8 protein-coding genes and 2 pseudogenes are annotated in these 15,004 nt (G+C 61.6%); 5 read left to right on the top strand and 5 right to left on the bottom strand.

Features of this window, described 5'->3' with window-relative positions:
* Positions 1 to 56 precede the first annotated feature (56 nt).
* From Q2941_RS18065 to Q2941_RS18055, 3 genes are all read left to right on the top strand, one after another.
* Positions 57 to 3,173 carry an efflux RND transporter permease subunit gene (locus tag Q2941_RS18065; RefSeq protein WP_027528171.1) on the top strand — a complete coding sequence of 1,039 codons (3,117 nt, stop codon included), beginning with the start codon at positions 57 to 59 and terminating at the stop codon, positions 3,171 to 3,173.
* Between the two features lie 113 nt (positions 3,174 to 3,286).
* A complete protein-coding gene (locus Q2941_RS18060; RefSeq protein ID WP_458193310.1) occupies positions 3,287 to 4,699 on the top strand; it encodes a hypothetical protein in 1,413 nt (470 codons plus the stop codon).
* A gap of 16 nt (positions 4,700 to 4,715) precedes the next feature.
* Positions 4,716 to 5,600, top strand: coding sequence for a methylenetetrahydrofolate reductase (locus Q2941_RS18055; RefSeq protein ID WP_458193309.1), 885 nt, complete (start codon positions 4,716 to 4,718; stop codon positions 5,598 to 5,600).
* Here the strand turns inward: Q2941_RS18055 and Q2941_RS18050 are convergent.
* Both Q2941_RS18050 and Q2941_RS18045 read right to left on the bottom strand, forming a co-directional pair.
* Positions 5,588 to 6,543, bottom strand: a pseudogene (locus Q2941_RS18050) (amidohydrolase family protein). The gene Q2941_RS18055 and the pseudogene Q2941_RS18050 overlap by 13 nt on opposite strands.
* A gap of 51 nt (positions 6,544 to 6,594) precedes the next feature.
* Positions 6,595 to 7,152, bottom strand: coding sequence for a P-loop NTPase family protein (locus Q2941_RS18045; protein ID WP_458193308.1), 558 nt, complete (start codon positions 7,150 to 7,152; stop codon positions 6,595 to 6,597).
* 93 nt (positions 7,153 to 7,245) lie between these two features.
* On the opposite strand from Q2941_RS18045, the gene Q2941_RS18040 reads away from it, so the two are divergent.
* Positions 7,246 to 8,844 carry an FAD-binding oxidoreductase gene (locus Q2941_RS18040; RefSeq protein ID WP_458193307.1) on the top strand — a complete coding sequence of 533 codons (1,599 nt, stop codon included), beginning with the start codon at positions 7,246 to 7,248 and terminating at the stop codon, positions 8,842 to 8,844.
* Between the two features lie 426 nt (positions 8,845 to 9,270).
* Here the strand turns inward: Q2941_RS18040 and Q2941_RS18035 are convergent, their stop codons facing one another.
* Genes Q2941_RS18035 through Q2941_RS18025 form a run of 3 tightly spaced genes read right to left on the bottom strand, consistent with a single transcriptional unit; the run spans position 9,271 to position 13,769 of the window.
* On the bottom strand, positions 9,271 to 10,416 hold the full coding sequence (locus tag Q2941_RS18035) for a tetratricopeptide repeat protein (RefSeq protein ID WP_458193306.1): 1,146 nt from the start codon (positions 10,414 to 10,416) through the stop codon (positions 9,271 to 9,273).
* Entirely contained in the window at positions 10,413 to 11,921 is a 1,509-nt protein-coding gene (locus Q2941_RS18030; protein ID WP_458193305.1) for a DUF4331 family protein, read from the bottom strand. The genes Q2941_RS18035 and Q2941_RS18030 overlap by 4 nt, the downstream gene beginning before the upstream one ends.
* Positions 11,922 to 11,981: 60 nt before the next feature.
* On the bottom strand, positions 11,982 to 13,769 hold the full coding sequence (locus Q2941_RS18025; protein ID WP_458193304.1) for a di-heme-cytochrome C peroxidase: 1,788 nt from the start codon (positions 13,767 to 13,769) through the stop codon (positions 11,982 to 11,984).
* A gap of 762 nt (positions 13,770 to 14,531) precedes the next feature.
* Here Q2941_RS18025 and Q2941_RS18020 point away from each other — a divergent pair.
* Positions 14,532 to 15,004 (top strand): annotated as a pseudogene (locus Q2941_RS18020) (hypothetical protein); the annotation flags it as partial.

Raw genomic sequence — 15,004 nt, 5'->3', positions numbered from 1 at the left:
GCATGATCATGCGCCATCAAAACTGCCGTTAGCGCACAGCGAAAAACTGACCTGTAATGGATCGCCTCGTCGCCCTTGCCGTCAATCGCCGCTACCTGATGGTCGGCCTGTTCGTCGCCGTGCTGATCGGCGGCCTGATCGCGTTCAACCAGCTCAATATCGAGGCCTATCCCGACCCGACGCCGCCGATGGTCGACATCGTGACGCAGAGTCCGGGCCTGTCGGCGGAGGAGATCGAGCGCTACATCACGATCCCGATCGAGACCCAGGTCGCAGGCCTGAAGAACCTGACGACTATCCGCACCATCTCGCTCTACGGACTGTCCGACGTCAAACTCCAGTTCTCCTTTGCCTACACCTATGACGAGGCGCTCCAGCAGGTCTTGAACCGCCTGGCGCAGCTCGCGCCGCTCCCCGGCAACGTGCAGCCGCAAATCTCGCCGCTCAGCCCGATCGGCGAAATCTTCCGCTATCGCCTGGTCGGCCCGCCGAACTACAGCGTGCTCGATCTGAAGACGATCCAGGACTGGATCCTCCAGCGCCGCTTCCGCGCCGTGCCCGGAGTGATCGACGTCACCGGGTGGGGTGGCAAGACCAAGACCTACGAGCTCCAGGTCGATTTCAACAAGCTGATGGCCAACGGCCTGACGTTGCCGCAGCTGCTCCAGGCGGTGAGCAATTCCAACGTCAATGTCGGCGGCAACACCGTCAATATCGGCTCGCAATCCGCCGTGGTGCGCGGCGTCGGCCTGATCCGCTCGATCGACGACCTCGCCAACACCATGGTGGCGCAGACTGGCGGCAACCCGGTGCTGGTCAAGGACGTCGCGACCGTCACGGTCGGCGAGAAGCCGCGGCTCGGCATCGCCGGCCTCGACGACAGCGACGACATCGTGCAGGGCATCGTGCTGATGCGCCGCGGCGAGCAGAGCACGCCAACCATCAAGCGCGTCGAGCAGCTCGTCGCGCAGATCAACAACTCGACCATCCTGCCGCCCGGCGTGCGCATCGAGCGCATCTACGACCGCAAGGACCTGATCGACCTCACCACCCACACCGTGCTGCACAACATGGTGGTCGGCATTTTGCTGATCGTGCTGTTGCAGTGGATCTTCCTGGGGGATCTGCGCAGCGCGCTGATCGTCGGCGCCACGATTCCGTTCGCGCTGTTCTTTGCCGTGATCATCCTGGTGCTGCGCGGGGAGTCCGCCAACCTGCTGTCGGTCGGCGCCATCGATTTCGGCCTGATCGTGGACGCAACCGTCATCATGGTGGAGGCCATCTTCCGCCGCCTGACGCAGACCACGCCGCTTTCCGAGCTCGAGCATGCCTCGCCGGAGACGCTGTTCGGCATGAAGAGCCATGCCATTCTGTCGGCCGCGGCCGACGTTTCGCGCTCGATCTTCTTTGCCGCGGCCATCATCATCGCGGCGTTCCTGCCGCTGTTCACGCTCTCCGGCGTCGAGGGCAACATTTTCGGCCCGATGGCGCGCACCTATGCCTATGCGCTCGCCGGCGGCCTGCTTGCGACCTTCACGGTAACGCCGGCGCTGTCGGCGATCATCCTGCCTGCGCATGTCGAGGAGACCGAGACCAGGATCATGCTGTTCCTGCACCGGATCTACACGCCGGTGCTGCATTGGGCGGTCAGCAACCGCAACATCGTGCTGGGTGCCGCCATCGGCCTCGTCGTCATGACGCTGGCGCTCGGCCGCCTGCTCGGCCTCGAATTCCTGCCGAAGCTCGAGGAAGGCAACCTCTGGATCCGCGCCACGCTGCCGCCGACCATCTCGCTCCAGGAGGGCAACACCTACGTCAACGAGATGCGCAAGCTGATCCGCGCCCGGCCGGAGGTCGAGTCCGTCGTGTCGCAGCACGGCCGTCCCGACGACGGCACGGATGCCGCCGGCTTCTTCAACGCCGAGTTCTTCGCGCCGCTCAAGCCGGCAAGCGAATGGCCCGGCACCCATGACAAGGAAGTGCTGACCGCGGAGTTGCTCAAGCAACTCGACGACCACTTCCCCGGCGTCGAGTTCAACTTCTCGCAATATCTGCAGGACAACGTGTCGGAAGCCGTCTCCGGCGTGAAGGGCGAGAACTCGATCAAGCTATTCGGTAGCGACCTGAAGGCGCTGACCGACACTGCCAACAAGATCAAATCGGTGCTGTCGACGGTGCAGGGCGTGACCGACCTTGCGGTGTTCACCTCGCTCGGACAGCCGACGATCCAGATCGATATCGATCGCGCCAAGGCCGCGCGCTATGGCCTGGCGCCCGGCGACATCAACGCGACCATCAAGGTCGCGATCGGCGGCGACACTGCGGGCGATCTCTACGAGCCGGGCTCGGACCGCCATTTCCCGATCATCGTTCGCCTGGCGCCGGAATACCGCAAGAGCGCCGAGGCGATCCAGAATCTGCGCATCGGCGCGCCCGGGCCGAACGGCACCGTCACGCAGATTCCCTTGAGCGAGGTTGCCACGATCAGCCTCGTCTCGGGCGCGGCCTATATCTACCGCGAGCAGCAGGAGCGCTATTTGCCGATCAAGTTCTCGGTGCGCGAGCGCGACCTCGGCAGCGCGATCCGCGAGGCGCAGCAGAAGATCGCCGAGCAGGTCCAACTGCCGCCGGGATCGCACATGGAATGGGTCGGCGAGTACGGCAACCTCCAGGACGCTATTCGGCGGCTGTCGATCGTGGTGCCGATCTCGCTGGCGCTGATCGGCATCCTGCTTTGGTTCAATTTCGGCTCGATGACCGACACGCTGCTCGCCATGAGCGTGATCCCGATGGCGATCTTCGGCGGCGTGCTGGGTCTGCTGATTACCGGCACGGCGTTCAGCGTCTCCGCGGCGATCGGCTTCATCGCGCTGTTCGGCATCGCCGTGATGGACGGCATCATCATCATCTCGCAGTTCAACCAGCTCATCGAGGAGGGCCTTGACCGCATGACAGCGGTGGTGCGCACCGGTGAGTTGCAGCTCCGCCCGGTGCTGATGACCTGCGTGGTCGCCGGCGTCGGGCTGCTGCCGGCCGCGCTGTCCGAAGGCATCGGCTCGCAGGTGCAAAAGCCGCTCGCGGTCGTCGTCGTCACCGGCATGATGCTGGCGCCGATCGTCATCCTGGTGACGCTGCCGGTCCTGATCTCCTTCTTCTCGCGCCGCGCCCGCTAGTTTAATCCCCCTGTGGGCACACGCCCACAATTCCTGCCCACTCGGTTTGTGGTTGACGAACTCCCCCAGCGTTCCTTGATTAGAGGCAAGGGAAATCGCGGGAGAGACCAGCCATGCGGATGGAGGAACAGGCGGGCAGGGGGGCCGCCACGGCGGAGCAGATCCTGGGCGAGATCCGGGACTATTGCCGTGCGACCCGAACGACGGAATCGACCTTCGGCCGGCTCGTCGTCAATGACGGCAAGCTGGTATCCCGGCTGCGCGACGGTGCCAGGATCACGACAGGCACGCTCGACAAGGTGCGCGCCTATCTCAGCGAGCACCGGCCGGAGCCATCAGGCAGCCCCGCGACCGTCGCGCTGAAGGCGGCCGATGGCGTGGCGCCCGTGGTCGAGGCCGCGCCGCCGGGCTTCCGCTTCTTCGACAACCGGCAAAAATATCTCCTGTTCGTCTCGACCTGCAGCGAGAAGACCGAGGTCGCCAACCGCATCTCGCTGGAGATCTCCAATCTCCAGCCGTCGCCGCCGGCGCTCAGGCTGTTCGACGCCGGCTCCGGTGACGGCACCGTGCTGTCGCGGGTGATGCGTGCGCTGCATGCGCGCTTCCCCGCAATGCCACTTTATGTCGTGGCCAAGGAGATCTCCTACGAAGACGTCCGCATGATGCTGGAGAAGATGGCGGACCGCCTGTTCGAGCATCCCGCAACCGTGCTGGTCGTGACCAACCTCTATTACGGCGAAGCGCCCTGGCTGACGCCGCGCTCGGCGACCGCGGCGCAAGGCCTCCTGTGGAAGGACGTCGCGCTCGCGGGCAACACCGCGCACGGCTTTGCCGAGCAGATCGGCGAGCTCGAACCGTTCCTCGCCGAGAACTGGCGCGCCGGCATCAGCCAGAAGACCGGCAATCCCGTCTATATGCGGCCGGTGATCCTGACGCTCAGGCGCGAGGACCATTCCTTCCTGCTCGATCCGATCATGCCGCGGCCGGGGCGGGTGATGGCCGACTACGATCTCGTTATCGCCTCACAGCCCTACCGGGCGCGCGCCAGCGTCGAATTCAAGGCCTCGAAGGTGGTGACGCCGCTGGTGCGGTCCTTGCGTCCCGGCGGTCGTCTGATCGGCATCCATTCCCATGGCCGCGATCCCGGCATGGAGATCATCGACCAGGTCTGGCCCGGCGATGATCCCTTTGGCACCGACCGTTATGCGATCCTGCGCGAGGTCAAGCGCGAGCTCGGCTCGGCGGCGCGGCACTACAATTTCAATGCGTCGTCGGATGCGCGCGCGATCTTCCGCTACCGCATGCACACGCTGCCCGATGAAGTCTCCGGCCCGATCGGCACCTCGACACTGTTCGCGGCCTGGAACGCTGCGATCTATGTCGCGCAGATCGAGGACGACAGGCTGTCCGAGGTCGTGCGTGACGGCCGCTATCTCGAGGCGACCGATCGCGTGGTGAGAAAACACGGCGGGCTCTGGTTCAACGACGAGACCTATGTGATCTCGCGTCGCCGGGCGCCGGCGTAAACGATCGGAGCGCGCGATGACGATGACGCTCGAACAGTCTCTCTCCGGCGATCTCGCTGCACTTCTGCCGAAGGCGTCGGTGGAAATCTCCTCGCGCGGGCATCAGCTCGACGAGCTGCACGAGCATTTTTCGCCCGACATCGATGTCAGCATCACCTTCCTGCCGGGCGACCACTACCAGCACAATGTCGAGACTGCCGCCGCGCTGCGCCGCGCCGGCTTCAACCCCGTCCCGCACATCGCGGCGCGCGAGGTCACCTCGCGCGAAGCGCTGGACGATTTCTTCCGCCGGCTACGCGGCGAGGCCGACGTCCACCGCATCCTCCTGATTGCCGGCGACCTCGCCATCGCCAAAGGGCCGTTCAAGTCGAGCCGCGATGTCGCCGCAAGCGGCCTGATCGAGGCGCACGGCTTCTCGCGCGTCAGCGTCGCCGGCCATCCTGAGGGACATCCCTATCTCGATACGGCGCAGACGATGAAGTCGCTCGCCGCATCGCGCGACTGGGGCAGGGAGCGGCAAGTTGCCGTCGACATCGTCACGCAGTTCTGCTTCGAGGTCGCGCCGATCCTTAACTGGCTCGGCGAGCTTCGCATCGCAGCCATCGATCTTCCCGTGGTGATCGGCCTCGCGGGTCCTGCGAGTCCGGCCACGCTGATGAAATTCGCACTCCGCTGCGGCGTCGGCAATTCGATCCGCGCCGTGCGCAATAAGATCGGCCGCTATGGCCGGCTGCTCACCGAGACGGGGCCAGACGAGGTGGTGCGCGGGCTCGAGGCCGCACCGAAGTCCGCGACCTCGCAGATCATCGGCTTCCATTTGTTCCCGTTCGGTGGTCTCCGCAAATCCGCGCGCTGGCTGAACGAGCACGCCAGCGTGCCAGGCGCCCTTCAAAATCGGTAAAGCCGCGCTGGATTGTCGACCAGAATCTTCTTGCGGATGTCTGCATCCGGCGCCCACACCGGGAGCTGGTTGAGCAGGCGGCCGTCGTCGATTTGGTAGAGCGGGGCGATGTCCGTGGCCTTTCGTCCTTCGACATGGCTGGAGTCCGGATGCGGCCAGTCGGTGCCCCAGACGATACGGTCGGCATTGGTCGCGATCAGCGCACGGGCGAACGGGACCATGTCCTGGTAGTCGGGCGCGAGCTTTGACGAGCGATAGGCGCCCGAGATCTTCGCATAGGCCTTGCCTGACTTCACGAGTTCGAGGAGGTCGGAAAATCCGGGCTGGTCCATCCCTAGCGATGCCTCCAGGCCGCCGAAATGATCGAACACCGCCGGCACCGGCGCGGCCGTCACGAGGTCCTTGATCGCGGAGATCATCGGCAGCGTGGTGTAGAGCTGCACATGCCAGCCGCGCGACTTCATGCGTTCTACGGCTGCCGTGAAGCGTGCGCGCCCGACATTGGGATCGCTGATGCCGCCGGTTGCCAGATTAATGCGGATGCCGCGGAAGCCGTCCTCTCCCATCGCATCGAGCTGGGCCTCCGTCGTCTTGTCGTCGATCACGGCCACCCCGCGTGCGGTCGCGCCGCGGGCCTTCATGCCGAACAGGGTGGACGAATTGTCGGTTCCGTAGACGCTCGGCGTCACGATCACCACGCGCTCGATATGCAGCGCCTTGTGCAGCGCCACCATCTCCTCTGGTGACGCCGGCTCCGGCGTATAGACGCGGCCGGCGAAGAAGGGGAATTTCTCGGGATCGCCGTGGATGTGGGTGTGGCAGTCGCAGGCATGGGCCGGGACGTCGAAATTGACTGATGTCGACGGCTGCGACGCCCGGGCATGGGCTTTGCTGGTCATTCGGCAGCCAGGGAGGCGAGCAGAACGCTGCGTCGGGTGAGCATGGTTGTCTCCTTGCTTCGTTGTTCCGAGAACGTATCGGCGACGATATCACATCAGCCCGGCAGTCGCCGCACGTCGCGGCATAGCTGTTCGACAAGTTCTGCAAGGGGCCTCGCGCCGTCGACGCGCACGACCGGGCAGGGCAAGCCTGCGAGCCACGCCTCATGCTTTGCGAGATTGCGGCCTTCGCGGTCGCCGGCCTCGTAGTGCGAGGCCCATTCGATGAAGGCTTCGGTTTCCTCATGGCGCCAGCCATCGGGCGCGACTGCGGCTGCACCGAAATGCGTGGCCTCGCGGGCGCGCAGCCGTGTCAGCCGCACCTCGCGCGGCGTGACCACGAAGACGACGAGATCGAAATGCGCGACGAACTCGTCGCCCCAGCCGGTGACCGATCCGCTCAGCACCCAATCGAGGCGTGGCAGGAACATCTCGCGCATCAGACGCAGGCGCTCAGGGATGGGGCGAAGGGTCTGGTAGGGCGGCGCGGTCGGCAGCCAGAAATAATCGTCGCTGTCGTGATGCGGCAGTGCAAGCCGGTCCGCAAGCGCCCGGCCGAGCGTCGTCACGCCGGAGCCCGACGCTCCCATCAGATGAATGCGGCAGCTTTTCATGATCGCTTCCCGAGAATGACTTGAACCCAACGGCTGGCGGTTTGACTAATGATCCGCGCTCCCGGATCATCTCCCTCCCACCGGAATCACTTTATGCAAAAATCTTTTGGCAAGTTCAAAGCAGGCGTCTCGGCCGCCGCCGTCCTCGTCGCGCTGTTCGGTGTTTACGGCTTCCGCAAGCTTCAGGCGCTGGCGGCCGATCCGACCGGTCCGAAGGACTGCCGTGCTGCGGATGACATCGGCGAGCAGGGCAAGGTCGACCTGGAGAAGGTGAGGGCGATCGCGCCGCTTCAAGGCGTGAAGTGGTCGCAGCTCGGCGGCAGCATCAATGATGCGAGCTGCCTCAACCGCACCGAGGTCTACGGCGTGGTCGAGGTGCACAGCGTCGACGATATCGTAAAAACGCTGGCCTTTGCGCGCGCCAACAAGCTGCCCGTGACGACAGCCGGCGTGCGCCACTCCATGGGTGGTCAGGCGTTCCGCAAGGGCGGCATCGTGCTGGACATGCGCGGCTTCAACCGCATCACGCTCAACGAGGCGGCGCACAGCGTCACCGTGCAGCCGGGCGCGACCTGGCACGACATTCAGATCGCGCTGCATCCGCGCTTTGCTGTGCGCGCGATGCAATCGACCGACATCTTCAGCGTCGGCGGCTCGATCTCGGTCAATGCCCACGGCATGGACCACCAGGCCGGCGCGCTGGCCCGCTCGATCAAGGCGATGAAGGTGATGCTGGCCGACGGCTCGATCAAAAACGCCTCGCCGACGGAGAACCAGGAGCTGTTTAACCTTGTCGTCGGCGGCTACGGCCTGTTCGGCGTCATTGTCGAGGCCGAGCTCGATATCGCCGACAATGCGGTCTACCAGACCGGACGGCGCGTGCTGGACTACAAGGCGTTTCCGGCGCTGTTCGCAGGCGAGATCGAGAAGGACACCAACATCGGCCTGATGTACGGCCATCTCTCGACCGCGCCGAGCAGCTTTCTGCAAGAGATGCTGCTCTACACCTACACCAAGGTCGACGGCAGCGATTTCGCGATCGAGGAGCTCGGGGAGGTCAGCAGCACGAAGCTCCGGCGGCTCACCATCAACCTGTCCAAGCAGGGGCCATTCTTCCAGGAGCTGAAGTGGCTGTCCGAGAAGCACATCGAGCACCGGATGGAGACCTGCACGGTCACCCGCGCCAAAGCGATCGCCTCGGGCGAAGCCTGCCTCGTCAGCCGCAACAATCCCATGCACGACTCCGTGCCGTACTTGCGCAACGCCTTGCAGGACGAGACTGACATTCTCCACGAATACTTCATCCCGCGCAAAAACTTCGTCGCGTTCGTCGACGGCATGCGCAAGATCATGCTCGACAACAAGACCAACCTGCTGAACGCGTCGGTCCGCGTCGTGCACAAGGAGGAGAATTTCCTCACATACTCTCCGGAGCCGGCGTTCTCGCTGGTGCTCTACATCAACCAGCCGACGGATGATGAGGGCAACCTCCGCATGAAGAAGGTGACGGAAGAGCTGATCGATCTCACCATCGCCAATCAGGGACGCTTCTTCCTGCCGTACCAGCTCTATTATTCGCGCGATCAGCTCAAGAAGTCCTATCCGCAAATCGACGACTTCTTCGTGGCCAAGCGCAAGTACGACCCGGCCGGTCTCTTCACCAACACGATGCATCAGAAATACGCATCGTAAAGCATGATCCGGAAAAGTGTGCAGCGGTTTTCCCTCGCGACAAGCGCGGAACGCGTTTGCGCGGAGATCATGCTCGGCAAATAAAGCCTAAGCCTGTACCGACAACCGTCGGCCGGACCAACGAAGGCTACGTCCGCTTTTGCCCGGTGAGCGACCAAGTTCGTTTGGTAGCGCAATATGTCGCAAAGGGCCATTTACGGACATCAGAACACGCGGATCATCTCCAAGTTGTCCGCCACGCGTGACCTATCCTCATCCACGCAACATTGGCAGTTCCGCCACCGTCCTGAGGGCTCCAACCTTCAATCATGAAAGTTACGGGACTTAGTCCTGCTTCATCGGAAGTGACTAGGCGTGGCAACGGTTTGAGCGTCGGCACAATGGCAACGACGGCCGCACCAACAATGAGTTCTCGGCGGTCGATGATCATGCTGTTACCTCTGAGCACAGGCTTGCCATGGGCGAAGAACGAAAAGCAGCCGATGCACTGAGCCGTCTCGCCGCTTCGGCTAAGAGTTCGGTTGACGCACTAACATCACCAGCAATAACCGCGATTGCATGTGCTTGCTCGAAGGCACGCAAAGTCGGGCGGTTTGCAACGTTGAGACAAGCGAGATCGAGCGCTCGGCGCAGATCAATACCGCTTTCGGCGTAGAACTCCGCACCGTGGTCCGCAAATGCAAGGGAGTGTCGCTCAAGAAGGGAGTCGAAACCGCACCGGGCTGCCTCCATATGCGCCTCCGCATCCGCAAACTTTCCCTGACGAGCCATCACGTCGGAGAGCCGCCAGCGAATTTCCGGGTCGCCAGTGTTGAGCGCCGGAATTAGCAATGCCAGCGCTTCACTCAACTGCCCGCTGCGTGAATAGAGTTCAGCCAGATGCACGCGCGCTTTCGTGTAGCTTGGAAAATAGTCTATGGCTCTTTTATACCATTGGGCGGCACGAGCCGTGTCCGGCTCTGGCACGAGTTCTCCCCAAAGCAGGCCAAGTTGAAAGCAAACGCCGGCTGGAGGAAGTGGCGAAACGTCGCTAAGCTCGCGGAGGGCTTGCGTGTAGATCTGGTGGGCATCGATGAACTCGCGCAAGTCCGCCAATAGTGCCGCCAGTGTCACCAGGTCTTCGATTCGACCGGATTTTCGCGCGATCTCTCGCCGCTGATCCAGCACACTGTCGAGGTTTGCGCCGCACGCTTGATCGACATTCAATTTCAAAAGACGAATATCGTCTGTCGGCGCACCGCCGATCTCGGCCTGCGCGAGGCAGCGCCTCGCATCGGTAAAGCGGTGCGTCATCGAGGAAACCTGGGCCTGGATCAGCGCTGTGCGGGCGGATGACGGATGTGCTGCAAGAGTGTTCGCCAGCGATTCCAGGCGATCAAGCGCGCAGACATCGCCGACGAACTGCGCCGTAAGTTGTTCTTGCTCGACGACGGTCTCGGCAACCCCCACCCGCTGCGGGTCAGCAAAGAACCGGCTCCACGATCTCCGCCTCGCGCTCTCCAGATTGATGAGGGCGATTTCACCGTCCGTCGTCAGCGAGCGATCAGCATCGAGTTCAGCAGACGCTATCATTTGCCGGCTCCAAAGCGCGGTTTAAGGCTATCGAGGCCTGCTTTGAACAACGTGGAAATGATTGCCCTCACGACCACGTCTCCCTGGTCGTTAGCGAGGTACTCTGCGCGCCACTCAACGGAACTGCCGGCCCCATCGGGCTTGACCGCAAGGAACCCGCTGTAATTCGAGACTGGAAGTCCACTGATGTTTGAATAGCGATATGATCTGCTGGAATCATCGACAGCATCAAGACGTTCGATGATCTGCTTGCCATCGATCGTCTCGATAACACGTAGCGCTCCGACTCCCGTTCCGATGAGCTTGATATCGGCAATCAAGGGATGCCAATAACCGCCGAACTGTCCGATCAGCGCCCACACCTTGTCGGGTTCAGTTTTGAGATCGACCCTCTCCACTACACTTTGTAGCTCCGTGTTCGGCGCGGCGAAGTAAGGGAAATTCTTGGTGCCGGGCTTGGTGGCCTGTGTCGCGCCACCGCGGAGCTGTTCACGATCGCGATTCACAATCAAGGTCAACATGTCATCGATGACGTTGGCATCGACTGTGCGGCCGCCCCCAGTCCGGTAGGTGCGCCCGCTTAGCGTGCTTCTCTCGATCTCCGAATAACTGACATCTGTGATTGGCTTTGTGACATCAAACAGCAGGTAGTCGTCGAGACGAACATTGGCGTGGGCGGCAAGTGCCGACGGCGTCCAGTCCTGCTTGCCGTCGCGCGTGTCCCATTCCGTCAAGCTATCTTTCAACCGTTGCAGGAACAGGGGTCGCAGTTCTTGTGCGAGCGCAAATGGGGTCTGTTGGTTCCAAAGATCGCGAAGGTCGTCCACGTCTCCCATACCCTTATTGTCGAGAAGCATGTTGGTTTGCTCCGGGCGACCGATCCAGTCGATACGCGAGGGCTGTGAACCTACAAACTGGTTCATACGAGCGAGCGGGACTGTTTCGGCGATCACCCCGAACAATGAGCCTTGGTCCGGATTGAGAACGCGCTGAGTATCGAATTCAATGACGATGCAAAGAACATTGTCGTGCAGCAGAAGGTTTTGAGATTTCACCAGGCCACGGACGAATAACCACCCGAGGATAAAGGGGTCGGAACGCATGCCGGCAAACACGCGAAAAGTTCCGTCCGGTGTGGAGGCTCCCTGTTCGTCATTGACGGTAACGCGGAGCGTTTGGCCACCAGGCAGGGTGCAAGTACCACGTTGGACAGGCCTTTGGCCGGGGGAGCCTCGTTCGAGCGCATCGAATTTAGCGCTAAAGCGAATCTCCGGGTCGCTTGTTTCGAATTTGGCGTTATCGCCGAGACCCGCGACCTTCGCGCGACGAACCACGATCGAGTAAGTGATCGCGTTTGAGAAAATTGCCTCCTGCCCACAGGTCGGAAAAACGTCCGCCGCCAAAACTGTTCGGGCCGGATTTTCCGGGCTCGTAAACGCGAACAGATCGGTGAGGTCCGCCGAAGGATCGCCAATTTGTCTCGGCCCATCGATATGATCGGACATCGGAAGGCTCTCCTGTCGGACAGCAAAGCGGGCTACGGGCTTATCACTCAGGCGGATGGTTCATGGCTTCTGTGAACTGCTGGCTTCCGGCGGCCCTCCGAAGGGCGTCACCCTGCCAGCCTCCTCGGGGATCGATTTCAAGTACTCGACAAGTGCCCAGCGATCATCCTCCGTCAGCAATGGTCCGATTACACCGTTGCCAAGCGGACTATTTTCGAAGGAGTGACCAGCGTTTGAGTTCCCTGGTACGGATGTATCCATCAGAAATGTCCCCGACGTCGCCTTGGTGTCGAGCCCGACCTTGACCGGATCGAAGTCTCCGCCGAGGTAAAACTTCTTCGTGCGCTCGGCGGCTGGGATCAGCATCTCGTAGAGGTTGGGCACCGACCCATTGTGGACGAAGGGCGCCGTGGCCCAGACCCCGTCGCGCGGGCCCGCCTTGTAGACGGCCTCTGACGGCAACGTCGTAGAAAGGCCGCCCCCCCGCACCCGATAGCCGTGGAGGTCCAATTCTTGGGCTTCGGTCAGATTGAGTTTCCGCAGTGCCGTGTCCATAACCGTAAACGAAATCGCATTCATAAACTCGCCCGAGGGCAGCAGCGGCTTGCCGTAGGCCCCTGGGAGCAATTCTTTGCTCAAGGAATTGCCCAGTTCACCGGAAATCGAAAATGGGTGGAGAGTTTCAAACTGTCCTCTGTCGGTGCCGACATATGTTTGAGGAGTCAACCCGACGAGAACGTAACGTTTTCCGTTCTTGTTGGATTCGGTCCACCGGTAAGGCCAAACATTGTGGCAGCTTGCGCAATGCTCCACGAACAATGCTTTCCCTATCTTTGCTTTGTCCCGGTCGATTTTGCCGAACAGGTCCTCCGGCCAACTCGGAGGCGCCAATCGTTCCAATTGGTTCTCGGCCCGTTGCAGGTTAAGTATCGGGACGGTCGATTGGAACAGCCCCTCGGCGGGAGATTTGGAGCTCAGATCAAGGGGCAGGTAAACACCTATAGACTCCTGAACATTGCGCTTAATCGGGTCCTGCACAGTGCCCCTCCACTGCGTCCACAATCCGTGCGGAGCATTCCACAGGAAGGGAGGCTTGGTGGGCGCAACCGCGATGGTCGAGTTCTCGAGAATTCCCGGCAACGTGGCCAACGCGCGATTGAAAATCAGCGCGAGCGCATCCATGCGTCCTGGTCCCCAGAGGTACCGAGTGATCGTACTCCGGGTGGCATAATCGTGCACCCGCTCGTTCTCGCTCTCGGCTCGCTTGCGTAGCTTGTCCTTCGCATCCGGGCTCGATGCTCCAAGCCGTGTCGCCAAGCGGTCGAATTTTGCCGCGTCGGCAAGGGTCGTCCGCAGCGCGTCGTCGAGATCTCGAACCAAACCCTGCAGGTCTATAGCGTTGTTACCTCCGCCTTGAAGACGGATGAGCTTGCCCTTGTACTTCAATTGCCCTGAGTGACAGGCCGCGCAGGTCATGCCTACGTAGTCGCCGGCCGGCCAGCCTTTGATCGGCGTGGCCACGGTCTCCTTGCTCATCCCGATCGGCAATCCGTCCGGATTGTTCCAGTTGGCGGGGTCGGGAATCAGGCCATAGCGAACGCTGTTTGCATCAGAGCGGAAAAGGTCCTGGCTGCCGGCGATTTCCAGATTGAGGTAAATATCGTAGGCGAGAACGGCCGATCCTTGCGAAAAGTGATAGTACCACTCGCGATCCTCCTGCGACCAAGCCTGATTGAGATAGATTATATTGTCGCTCGTCTGCGCCCTCGCGGGAATTGAGGTGAGCGCCGTCAAAGTAGCGGAGACAACGAGTGCGGCTATCTTCATCGTCTGCAATCTCGCTGACATGATCGCTTCTCCGTAGTAGAGAGCGGTGACTGCACTTACGCGGAATAGGCTGCGAGCTGGCTTGCGAGTCCTGGGACTTCTATCGGACGACGACCATCAATCTGCGTGGACGCGACGCACGCGAGTTTTCGGAGTTATGTCGCGACCGCCGTGGCAACATAACCGGTTGACGTCCACCCTTGTCGTCGTTCCTGGTATCGGCTGAAGGAACTGGGTCTCCTCGCGGGCGTTTGCCCGAACATGTGAAAGCCTGAGACCGATGGTCGCGCCCGATCTTGATCTAGATCAAATGAGAGCCGCTTTGGGTCTTGGCTGTGTGAAAAGGCCAAGACGCTTAAGCCCGATAGAACAAGTCATTCGTCCAAGACCGCTCTAGCGCTCAAGCTCGCAAGCGATTTCAACTTAGATGACGAACTGCAGAATGTAATTCTAGCCGTGTTTCGATCCTTCGCGTTTTTACACACCCAGGGTCATAAGCTGCCATTGAAGACGAAGGCACATTTTTTACTCGATCCTGACCGGCTTTCTTCCCGCTGTCCTAAAGTCTATCTTGGTTGAAAAGACACGAGAGGCAGCGAAATGCCACCGGCACCAATCACATATTGCTTCTACCGTTGTCGCGGGCTCTGTCTTCACACCTGGGTCGTCGCGACTTTCGCAATCATGACGGCCTCCGCTCCACTGCAGGCTTCAACAGCACCAAAAACGTCAGCGTGCGGATACCTCGCTGGTCTAGTTGATAAGGCACCGCCATCAGGGCCGTTGTTCCTGCCCAGCTATCCGACCGTCGAATCGGGACCTCTGCATGGCGCCGCCTACCTCTATGACAATGCGGTAGCCGCCATCGCATTGATCGGTTGCGGTGAGCAAGACAAAGCGTATCGGATTGGCTCGGCGATTCTCTGGGCCATCGACAACGACCGCACCTGGCACGATGGACGGCTCAGGAACGCTTACGCCGCGGGTGTGGTGGCGAATGGCCCCGTCAAACTTCCAGGGTGGTGGGACAATACTCAGAACAAATGGTTAGAGGATCGATATCAGGTAGGCAGCGATGTTGGTAACATGGCATGGGCCATGTTGGCGTTGCTGTCGATTGATGATGTGAACACCGGCTCTCGGTTCCGCGATGGTGCAGCACGGCTTGGCGCCTGGGTCGCGCAATGGGCCGATACGCGCGGTACTGGCGGTTTCACGGGTGGTACGTTTGGGCACGAACCGACGCCGGAAGTGCG

It is taken from the genome of Bradyrhizobium sp. UFLA05-153, assembly GCF_054185185.1.
The sequence above is the reverse complement of the archived record's forward strand: the minus strand, read 5'-3'. Positions and strand labels throughout refer to the sequence as shown.

Bases quoted from the DNA above. Each gene is read 5' to 3' on its own strand.
- Q2941_RS18045 (WP_458193308.1), bottom strand. From the start codon at position 7,152: ATGAAAAGCTGCCGCATTCATCTGATGGGAGCGTCGGGCTCCGGCGTG.
- Q2941_RS18060 (WP_458193310.1), top strand. From the start codon at position 3,287: ATGCGGATGGAGGAACAGGCGGGCAGGGGGGCCGCCACGGCGGAGCAG.
- Q2941_RS18055 (WP_458193309.1), top strand. From the start codon at position 4,716: ATGACGATGACGCTCGAACAGTCTCTCTCCGGCGATCTCGCTGCACTT.
- Q2941_RS18025 (WP_458193304.1), bottom strand. From the start codon at position 13,769: ATGTCAGCGAGATTGCAGACGATGAAGATAGCCGCACTCGTTGTCTCC.
- Q2941_RS18065 (WP_027528171.1), top strand. From the start codon at position 57: ATGGATCGCCTCGTCGCCCTTGCCGTCAATCGCCGCTACCTGATGGTC.
- Q2941_RS18035 (WP_458193306.1), bottom strand. From the start codon at position 10,416: ATGATAGCGTCTGCTGAACTCGATGCTGATCGCTCGCTGACGACGGAC.
- Q2941_RS18030 (WP_458193305.1), bottom strand. From the start codon at position 11,921: ATGTCCGATCATATCGATGGGCCGAGACAAATTGGCGATCCTTCGGCG.
- Q2941_RS18040 (WP_458193307.1), top strand. From the start codon at position 7,246: ATGCAAAAATCTTTTGGCAAGTTCAAAGCAGGCGTCTCGGCCGCCGCC.